Raw genomic sequence first — 9691 nt, forward strand, 5'->3', positions numbered from 1 at the left:
GTCTTGCCGTGGTCAACGTGACCGATCGTGCCGATGTTCACGTGAGGCTTATTGCGCTCAAACTTACCTTTTGCCATTTCCGGCTCTCCGTTCTCTGTCCCCTTGCGGGGAATGTCTCAATTCTGTTTCGGAACCTGGTATTCCGGTCACTTCTGACCGGAATACTTCGCCTGGATTTCCTGCGCCACGTTCGAAGGAACCGGCGCATAGTGGTCGAACGTCATCGTGTACTGCGCGCGGCCCTGGGACATGGAGCGCAGGTTGTCGACGTATTTGAACATGTTCGCGAGCGGGACGTTGGCCGCGATCACGACGGCGACGCCACGGCTCTCCTGGCCCTGGATCTGGCCGCGACGGGAGTTCAGGTCGCCGATCACGTCGCCGACATAGTCTTCCGGCGTCACGACCTCGACCTTCATCATCGGCTCGAGAAGCTGCGCACCGGCCTTGCGGGCGGCTTCGCGGAAGCAGGCACGGGACGCGATTTCGAAGGCGAGAACCGACGAGTCGACGTCGTGGAAGGCACCGTCGATCAGCGTCGCCTTGACGCCGAGCATCGGGAAGCCAGCCAGCGGACCGGAGGAGAGAACGCTCTCGATGCCCTTCTGGACACCCGGGATGTATTCCTTCGGAACCGCGCCGCCGACGATCTTCGATTCGAACTTGAAGTCTTCGCCTTCCGGGTTCGGTTCGAAGATGATCTTGACGCGGGCGAACTGGCCGGTACCGCCGGTCTGCTTCTTGTGGGTGTAGTCCTCTTCGCAGGTCTTCGTGATCGTCTCACGATAGGCAACCTGCGGCGCACCGACATTGGCCTCGACCTTGAACTCGCGGCGCATGCGGTCCACCAGGATGTCGAGGTGGAGTTCGCCCATGCCGGCGATGATCGTCTGGCCGGATTCCTCGTCGGTCTTGACGCGGAAGGACGGGTCTTCGGCTGCCAGGCGGTTGAGCGCAAGGCCCATCTTTTCCTGGTCGCCCTTGGACTTCGGCTCGATCGCGATCTGGATGACCGGCTCGGGGAATTCCATGCGCTCGAGGATGACCGGCTTCAGCGGATCGCAGAGCGTGTCGCCCGTCGTGGTTTCCTTGAGGCCGGCGAGAGCGACGATGTCGCCTGCAAAGGCTTCTTCGATGTCTTCGCGGGAGTTCGAGTGCATCTGCAGCATGCGGCCGACGCGCTCACGCTTTTCCTTGACCGTGTTCATGACCGACGTGCCCTTTTCGAGCTTGCCGGAATAGATGCGGGCGAAGGTCAGCGAACCGACGAAGGGGTCGTTCATGATCTTGAAGGCGAGCATCGAGAGCGGCTCGGCGTCATCGGCGTGACGCTCGATTTCGCCTTCGGTCTTGACGTCGATGCCCTTGATCGCCGGAATGTCGAGCGGCGACGGCAGGTAGTCGACGACAGCGTCGAGCAGCGGCTGAACGCCCTTGTTCTTGAAGGCCGTGCCGCAGAACATCGGGTGGAACTTCACGTCGATCGTACCGCGGCGCACAAGCGCACGGATCTGGTCGTTGTCGGGAAGGTTGCCTTCGAGATAGGCTTCGGTTGCCGCTTCGTCGATCTCGACGACCGTCTCGATCAGCTTCTCGCGATACTCTTCGGCCTGGGCCTTCATGTCTTCCGGAATTTCGACGACGTCCCACTGGGCGCCGAGCGATTCGTCGCGCCAGATGAGAGCGTTCATCTCGATCAGGTCGACGACGCCCTTGAAGTCGCTTTCAGCGCCGATCGGCAGCTGCATGACGACCGGGATCGCACCGAGGCGCGACTTGATCATCGAGACGGAGCGGTAGAAGTCCGCGCCGGTCTTGTCCATCTTGTTGCAGAAGATCATGCGCGGAACATGATACTTCTCGGCCTGGCGCCAGACGGTCTCGGTCTGCGGCTCAACGCCGGCATTCGCATCGAGCAGCGCGATGGCGCCGTCGAGAACGCGCAGCGAACGCTCGACTTCGATGGTGAAGTCGACGTGGCCGGGAGTGTCGATGATGTTGAAGCGGCGCATCTTGCCGTCACGGCCCTTCCAGAAGGTCGTGGTGGCAGCGGACGTGATGGTGATGCCGCGCTCCTGCTCCTGCTCCATCCAGTCCATCGTCGCGGCGCCGTCATGGACTTCGCCGATCTTGTGGGACTTGCCGGTATAGTAGAGGATGCGCTCGGTCGTCGTGGTCTTGCCGGCGTCGATATGCGCCATGATACCGAAATTTCGGTAGTCTTCGATTTTGTATTCGCGAGCCATTTCGGACTCCTTTCGAGACGTCTAGTTTCGGTTACCAGCGGTAGTGCGAGAAGGCGCGGTTGGCGTCGGCCATCTTGTGCGTGTCTTCGCGCTTCTTGACGGCGCTGCCGCGGTTGTTCGCTGCGTCCATGAGTTCGCCGGAAAGGCGCTCGACCATGGTCGTTTCGTTACGCTTGCGGGCAGCGGCGATCAGCCAGCGGATGGCGAGGGCCTGGCGGCGCTCCGGGCGGACGTCGACCGGGACCTGGTAGGTTGCACCGCCGACGCGGCGCGACCGGACTTCGACATGCGGCGCGACGTTGTCGAGAGCGGAATGGAACACCGTCACCGGGTCCTGCTTGGACTTGCCATGCACGACATCGAAGGCGCCGTAAACGATCGTTTCGGCGACGGACTTCTTGCCGTCCAGCATGATGGCGTTCATGAACTTGGTGACGACGAGATCGCCGAACTTCGGGTCCGGATTGATCTCGCGCTTTTCTGCTCTATGGCGACGGGACATACTTTTCGTCTCTCAACTTGGAAATGATCTGACCGGCGAAATGGCGCCGGTTGCTGTGTTACTTCGGACGCTTCGCACCGTACTTCGAACGGCGCTGCTTGCGGTTCTTGACGCCCTGGGTGTCGAGAACGCCGCGGATGATGTGATAGCGCACGCCCGGCAAGTCCTTCACGCGGCCGCCACGGATCATGACGACGGAGTGCTCCTGCAGGTTGTGGCCTTCGCCCGGAATGTAGCCGATGACTTCGAAGCCATTGGTCAGGCGGATCTTGGCGACCTTACGCAGAGCCGAGTTCGGCTTCTTCGGGGTCGTCGTGTAGACGCGGGTGCAAACGCCGCGCTTCTGGGGGTTCTCCTGCAGGGCAGGAACCTTGTTGCGCTTGACCTGTGCCTGACGCGGCTTGCGGATCAGCTGGTTTACGGTAGGCATATAACCATCCCTTGCAAATCTTGTCTCGTTACCCTTGCGGGCGGATTTCGCCGTTTCCGGCATGGCCACACGCTCATCATCATGCGCAAAACAAGGCCGATCCGCTTTTCAGGCAGATGGCCCCGACAAGGCAGAGGACGCAGTTTGCCCCGCGTCTTGCGTGCAGCATTCATTCTTCGACGTGCGTTCGAACCCTGTTTGAGGCGAACTCCAGAACGAGTCGTTCCGAACCAGCCAGCCTCACATAGGCTCTGATGGCGTGCGGTCTACTGACTAAAGCCCTGTCCGTCAAGGGGCGGCGGCAAATAATCTCCGCGCGGAATGGCTGGAATGCAGCAATCGCGGGGCTCTCGGGGGCGCCTGAAGCGACCGATCGACGGCAGGAGAAAGAAAGAGAGATGAAAAGAGTCTTAATGACGGCTCTTCCGAGAATCGCCCTGCCCTGCGCCCGGAAATGTGATTCCCGCCGAGCGCCGAGTCGGCGGATGCGACAATCCACCCGGATTTGTCCGTAGGGCAACCTGAGCAAAGCGCCTATAGACCGGACAATTGCCCGACAGTTCCAAGGATACGCCATGTCCCTTACCCCCGACAACGACAATGACACCGAGGACGCGATGGTCTTCATCATCATCGGCAAGGCCTATGAACGCGAAGGCGACCGCGCGGGCGTCGACATTCACGTCATGCTGTCGGCGCCCGACGACGACACCGCCGTTCGCGAGGCGCTGAACGCGCTGACCGAGGAAGGTTTTCTCGAAGCCGATCTCGACCAGATCGGCACGCTCACCGACGCCCCCCACGAGGAACCGCACGCGTCCGCCTACCAGGGCGCGCTGGAAGGCGAGGTCGCGATCATCCGGTTTGCGTGACGGGAGCATCGCCTGTGCGACGACCGCGCCGGCGGCCGTGGCGCGGTCGTGCAAGGAAAGCTAATCCGGCGCCTTTATGTCAGCACGACCCTCTATACAGGTAATTGCCACGCGATCGGCGACGTTGCCGCCAACGATCTCGATGCACTCCGGCTGCACCCTGAGGATCACACCGATCATAAGGCGGCTTCGGGATTCCGGCACGCCATCGCGTTGAAAGATCGCCAACATGCCGGGCCCTGCATCCGCCGGCGGGACCGCCCTGCCCCATTCCTGCCAAGCGAGAAAGGATGGTGCCGCCTTTGGCGGCTCGAAACCGGCGCTCGTCACCACCCAGCTTAAAAACACGCCTCCCCACGGCACGCCGTCCGTGGAGGTCGGCCAGCTTTCGACTGTTTTCCAATAGTCGGCAAGTCGTCCCTTGTCGGCATTTTCCTCGACCCCAACTTCGACCAGTGCCGATGCCAGCGTGAGGCGCAGGCGCCGGTCGGCGATATCCGCCAGGACGGCATAGTCCTCGGACGTCGTGGTCCATCGCGTCCCGCGCAAGACCTGATTGCCGCTGCCGCCATTCGTGCCGTCAGCGGCGACACCGGGGATTTGCTCGTCCTCTTCGGACAGCCAGTCGTCGGCCGCGATCTCGACCTTCACTTCATCGCCGGGCTTTTCGAAGCGCACCACATCGCTTGCCGTTTCGGTCCGTCCGCGGTTCAGTCGACGAACCGTAAGAATGTAGCTTCCGGGAAGCGCATGAACGACCACATCCGTCGATGACACGACGGTGTAAGTCGAGGTTCCCTCGGGCTCCGGTTCGGAGGTCGCCGTTCGCAGATAGATTCCGCCGTCGGCAATGGCAACTTTGTCGGCGAACTTGAGGGTCACGGTCGAGGGATCGAGATAGTTTTCGACCCGCTGCACGACCGTTGGGACTATCTTGCCTGTAAAACTGTCCAGCACGGCAAATGCCAGAAGCAAGGACAAGGACACGGTGGCTTTCGACCAGCCATGCTGGCGGATGTTCTCGACAAAAGCCTTGACGCTAAAGTCGCCCATATTTCAACCTCTCATTGAGCAACGAGAGTGGCGCAAGAGACTAGCGATGTCCAGAGACGGCGGTGCTGGCCGCAACGACAAGGCCGCCCGGATCGCTCCGGGCGGCCTTGTCGTGATTGCGAGCTGATGCACCGCGACCTTATTCGGCCGCAGCGCCTTCGGCGCCGGCGAGGTCCGCCAGCATCGGGGTGGCGGCGCCTGCGCCGGTCGACTTGCGGCGCTCGTCGAGGATCATCTCGTCGCGTGCCGTCGCGATGCGGCGGATCTGCGTCATGGTGCCGCCGGTGCCGGCCGGGATGAGGCGGCCGACGATGACGTTCTCCTTGAGGCCCTGCAGGCCGTCCGTCTTGCCGGCGATCGCGGCTTCCGTGAGGACCTTGGTGGTCTCCTGGAAGGACGCGGCCGAGATGAAGGACGGGGTCTGCAGCGACGCCTTGGTGATGCCGAGCAGAACGGGCTCTCCGCTCGCCGGCTTCTTGCCTTCCTCGATCAGGTGGTCGTTGACGTCTTCCAGTTCGATCCGGTCGACATTGTCGCCGACGATGTAGGTGGAATCACCCGCATCGGTGATCTCGACCTTCTGCAGCATCTGGCGAACGATCACCTCGATGTGCTTGTCGTTGATCACCACGCCCTGCAGACGGTAGACTTCCTGGATCTCGTTGACGAGGTAGGAAGCCAGAGCCTCCACGCCCTTGATCGCCAGGATGTCGTGCGGCGCCGGGTTGCCGTCGAGGATGTAGTCGCCCTTTTCGATGTAGTCGCCGTCCTGAAGATGGAAGGGCTTGCCCTTCGGGATCAGGTACTCGACCGGCTCGACACCGTCTTCCGCCGGCTCGATCGTGATGCGGCGCTTGTTCTTGTAGTCGCGGCCGAAGCGGACCGTGCCATCGATCTCCGCGATGACGGCGTGGTCCTTCGGACGACGGGCCTCGAACAGTTCCGCAACCCGCGGCAGACCGCCGGTGATGTCCTTGGTCTTGGCGCTTTCCAGCGGCGAACGGGCAAGAACGTCACCCTGCGAGACCTTCTGGCCCGGCTCGACCGAAAGGATCGCGTCGACCGAGAGCATGAAGCGTGCGTCGCCGCCGCGGGCGAGCTTCAGCACCGCGCCGTTCTTGTCCTTGATGACGATCGCCGGCTTCAGGTCGGTACCGCGCGGCGTCGAGCGCCAGTCGATGACCTGACGCTTGGTGATGCCGGTGGACTCGTCGGTCGCTTCCAGGACCGAGATGCCGTCGACCACGTCCTCGAAGTGCACGACACCTTCCACTTCCGTCATCATCGGACGGGTGTAGGGGTCCCACTCGGCGAAACGCTGGCCGCGCTTCACCTTGTCGCCGTCGTCGACGAAGATCTTCGAACCGTAGGCGACGCGCTGCGACGACCGTTCGACACCACGCTCGTCGAGAATGGTGATCGCCATGTTGCGGCCCATCGCGACGAGGTTGCCGTCGGAGTTGCGCAGCATGTTGCGGTTCTTGATCTGCACCGTGCCCTCATAGGACGCTTCCAGGAACGACTGGTCGACCACGGTCGCCGTGCCGCCCAGGTGGAAGGTTCGCATGGTGAGCTGGGTGCCTGGCTCGCCGATCGACTGCGCCGCGATGACGCCGACGGCTTCGCCCATGTTGACGGGCGTGCCGCGCGCCAGGTCGCGACCGTAGCAGACACCGCAGACGCCGGTCTGGATTTCGCAGGTCAGCGCCGAGCGGATACGGATCGACTGGATGCCGGCCTTCTCGATCTCGACGACATCGGCCTCGAGGATCATCCGGCCTGCATCGACGATGCGCTCACCCGTGACCGGGTGATCGATGTCGTCGAGCGCGGTGCGGCCGAGAACGCGCGAACCGATCGACGCCACGACCTGACCGGCATCGACGATGGCGGTCATGGTGAGACCGTTGTCGGTGCCGCAATCGACATGCGTGACGATGCAATCCTGCGCCACGTCGACGAGACGACGGGTCAGGTAGCCCGAGTTCGCGGTCTTCAAGGCGGTGTCCGCGAGGCCCTTGCGGGCGCCGTGCGTCGAGTTGAAGTACTCGTTCACGGTCAGACCTTCCTTGAAGTTCGAGATGATCGGCGTCTCGATGATCTCGCCCGAGGGCTTGGCCATCAGGCCGCGCATGCCGCCCAGCTGGCGCATCTGGTTCGGAGAACCGCGGGCGCCCGAATGCGACATCATGTAGATCGAGTTCATCGGCTTCTGGCGGCCGGTCGCGGGGTCGAACTCGACGGCCTTGATGCGGGCCATCATTTCTTCCGCGACCTTCTCGGTCGCCTTGCCCCAGGCATCGACGACCTTGTTGTACTTCTCGCCCTGGGTGATCAGGCCGTCGTTGTACTGCTGCTCGTATTCCTTGACCAGCGATTCGGTGTCGCCGACGATCTTCGCCTTGGTGTCCGGGATCACCATGTCGTCCTTGCCGAACGAGATGCCGGCACGGCAGGCATGGGTGAAGCCGAGCTGCATGATGCGGTCGCAGAAGATGACCGTGTCCTTCTGGCCGCAATGGCGGTAGACCGTGTCGATCATCTTGGAGATGTTCTTCTTGGTCATTTCCTGGTTGCAGATGTCGAACGGCACGTTCGGGTTCTTCGGCAGCAGTTCGCCGATGATCATGCGGCCAGGGGTCGTCTCGAAAATCTTCGAGACGGGCTTGCCGTCGGCATCGACCGTCTTGAAGCGGCCCTTGATCTTGGCGTGCAGCGTGACGGACTTGGTCTCCAGCGCATGGTGCAGTTCGCCCATGTCGGAGAAGGCCATGCCCTCGCCCGGCTCGTTCTGGTTCAGGATCGACAGATAGTAGAGGCCGAGAACCATGTCCTGCGACGGCACGATGATCGGTGCGCCGTTCGCCGGATGCAGGATGTTGTTGGTCGACATCATCAGCACGCGGGCTTCGAGCTGGGCTTCGAGCGACAGCGGCACGTGGACGGCCATCTGGTCGCCGTCGAAGTCGGCGTTGAAGGCCGTGCAGACGAGCGGATGCAGCTGGATCGCCTTGCCTTCGACCAGGATCGGTTCAAAGGCCTGGATGCCCAGGCGGTGCAGCGTCGGCGCGCGGTTGAGCAGGACCGGATGCTCGCGGATGACCTCGTCGAGGATATCCCAGACTTCCGGCTTTTCCTTCTCGACCAGCTTCTTCGCCTGCTTGACGGTGGACGAGAAGCCCTTGGCGTCGAGGCGGGCATAGATGAACGGCTTGAAGAGCTCGAGCGCCATCTTCTTCGGCAGGCCGCACTGGTGCAGCTTGAGTTCCGGACCCGTCACGATGACCGAACGGCCGGAATAGTCGACGCGCTTGCCGAGCAGGTTCTGGCGGAACCGGCCCTGCTTGCCCTTCAGCATGTCGGAGAGCGACTTCAGCGGGCGCTTGTTGGCACCCGTGATGACGCGGCCGCGACGGCCGTTGTCGAACAGTGCATCCACCGATTCCTGAAGCATGCGCTTCTCGTTGCGGATGATGATGCCCGGCGCACGAAGCTCGATCAGGCGCTTCAGACGGTTGTTGCGGTTGATGACGCGGCGGTAGAGATCATTGAGGTCCGACGTCGCGAAACGGCCGCCGTCGAGCGGCACCAGCGGACGCAGGTCCGGCGGGATCACCGGCACGACCTTCATGATCATCCATTCCGGACGGTTGCCGGAGTCCATGAAGTTCTCGACGATCTTCAGGCGCTTCATCAGCTTCTTCTGCTTGAGATCCGACGTGGTGTCGGCCATCTCGGAACGCAGGTCGCCGGCGATCTTCTCGAGGTTCATCGAGGCGAGCATCTCGTAGATGGCTTCCGCACCGATCATCGCCGTGAACTGGTCTTCGCCATATTCGTCGACGGCGATCATGTACTCTTCTTCGGAGAGAAGCTGGTTCTCCTTCAGAGCGGTCAGGCCCGGCTCGGTGACGATGTAGTTCTCGAAATAGAGAACGCGCTCGACATCCTTCAGCGTCATGTCGAGCAGCGTCGCGATGCGCGACGGCAGCGACTTCAGGAACCAGATGTGGGCGACGGGGGCCGCAAGCTCGATGTGGCCCATGCGCTCGCGGCGCACGCGCGACAGCGTGACCTCGACGCCGCACTTCTCGCAGATGATGCCCTTGTACTTCATGCGCTTGTACTTGCCGCACAGGCACTCGTAGTCCTTGATCGGGCCAAAGATGCGCGCGCAGAAGAGACCGTCACGCTCGGGCTTGAACGTGCGGTAGTTGATGGTTTCCGGCTTCTTGATCTCGCCGTACGACCAGGAGAGAATCTTCTCCGGCGACGCAATCGAAATCCGGATGGAATCGAAGGTCTGCGCAGGCACCTGCGGATTGAAAAGATTCATGACCTCTTGGTTCATGCCTGTCTCCTTTGTGGGCCTGGGCCCTCATCTTGGCGGACGAATGCGGCGATACCCGGGTGCCGCACTGTCGCCTGAAACGGATAGTGCCGCTTTGCGAAGCGGCGACACTTCCCTGCCCCGCGGACGATCCGCTGGACGGGAACGACGCGCGCCTGAACGGCGCGCGTCGACATGTCTTATTCCGCGGCGTCCGGAAGCTGGCTCGCTTCGGCAGCCGGATCGATCTTCGAGTTC

The 9691-nt window shown here is 62.3% G+C and carries 6 protein-coding genes; 1 reads left to right on the forward strand and 5 read right to left on the reverse strand.

Translation table 11 applies throughout. The annotated features are described in order from the left end of the window. Positions 1–146: 146 nt before the first annotated feature. The 3 genes from fusA to rpsL are packed head-to-tail and all read right to left on the reverse strand — an operon-like array spanning position 147 to position 3178. Positions 147–2246: an elongation factor G gene (gene fusA, locus LXM94_RS24330; protein ID WP_235774256.1), complete on the reverse strand. Its 2100-nt coding sequence runs from the start codon at positions 2244–2246 to the stop codon at positions 147–149. A gap of 31 nt (positions 2247–2277) precedes the next feature. Then, on the reverse strand, positions 2278–2748 hold the full coding sequence (gene rpsG / locus LXM94_RS24335) for a 30S ribosomal protein S7 (protein WP_235774257.1): 471 nt from the start codon (positions 2746–2748) through the stop codon (positions 2278–2280). A 58-nt stretch (positions 2749–2806) separates the two neighbouring features. After that, positions 2807–3178, reverse strand: a complete 372-nt coding sequence (gene rpsL / locus LXM94_RS24340; RefSeq protein ID WP_003507760.1) for a 30S ribosomal protein S12 — start codon at positions 3176–3178, stop codon at positions 2807–2809. Between the two features lie 575 nt (positions 3179–3753). Here rpsL and LXM94_RS24345 point away from each other — a divergent pair. Beyond that, positions 3754–4050, forward strand: coding sequence for a transcriptional regulator (locus tag LXM94_RS24345; RefSeq protein ID WP_235774258.1), 297 nt, complete (start codon positions 3754–3756; stop codon positions 4048–4050). A gap of 60 nt (positions 4051–4110) precedes the next feature. Here LXM94_RS24345 and LXM94_RS24350 read toward each other — a convergent pair whose 3' ends face one another. Together LXM94_RS24350 and rpoC are read right to left on the reverse strand one after the other, a co-directional pair. Further along, positions 4111–5103, reverse strand: coding sequence for a C40 family peptidase (locus LXM94_RS24350; protein WP_235774259.1), 993 nt, complete (start codon positions 5101–5103; stop codon positions 4111–4113). A gap of 139 nt (positions 5104–5242) precedes the next feature. Further along, on the reverse strand, positions 5243–9454 hold the full coding sequence (gene rpoC / locus LXM94_RS24355; RefSeq protein ID WP_235774260.1) for a DNA-directed RNA polymerase subunit beta': 4212 nt from the start codon (positions 9452–9454) through the stop codon (positions 5243–5245). Positions 9455–9691 lie beyond the last annotated feature (237 nt).

The organism is Rhizobium alarense (assembly GCF_021555155.1).
Classification (GTDB): Bacteria; Pseudomonadota; Alphaproteobacteria; order Rhizobiales; family Rhizobiaceae; genus Rhizobium_D; species Rhizobium_D alarense.

Excerpts from the sequence above, each read along its gene's own strand:
- fusA (WP_235774256.1), bottom strand. The coding sequence starts at position 2,246 with ATGGCTCGCGAATACAAAATCGAAGACTACCGAAATTTCGGTATCATG.
- rpsG (WP_235774257.1), bottom strand. The coding sequence starts at position 2,748 with ATGTCCCGTCGCCATAGAGCAGAAAAGCGCGAGATCAATCCGGACCCG.
- rpsL (WP_003507760.1), bottom strand. The coding sequence starts at position 3,178 with ATGCCTACCGTAAACCAGCTGATCCGCAAGCCGCGTCAGGCACAGGTC.
- LXM94_RS24345 (WP_235774258.1), top strand. The coding sequence starts at position 3,754 with ATGTCCCTTACCCCCGACAACGACAATGACACCGAGGACGCGATGGTC.
- LXM94_RS24350 (WP_235774259.1), bottom strand. The coding sequence starts at position 5,103 with ATGGGCGACTTTAGCGTCAAGGCTTTTGTCGAGAACATCCGCCAGCAT.
- rpoC (WP_235774260.1), bottom strand. The coding sequence starts at position 9,454 with ATGAACCAAGAGGTCATGAATCTTTTCAATCCGCAGGTGCCTGCGCAG.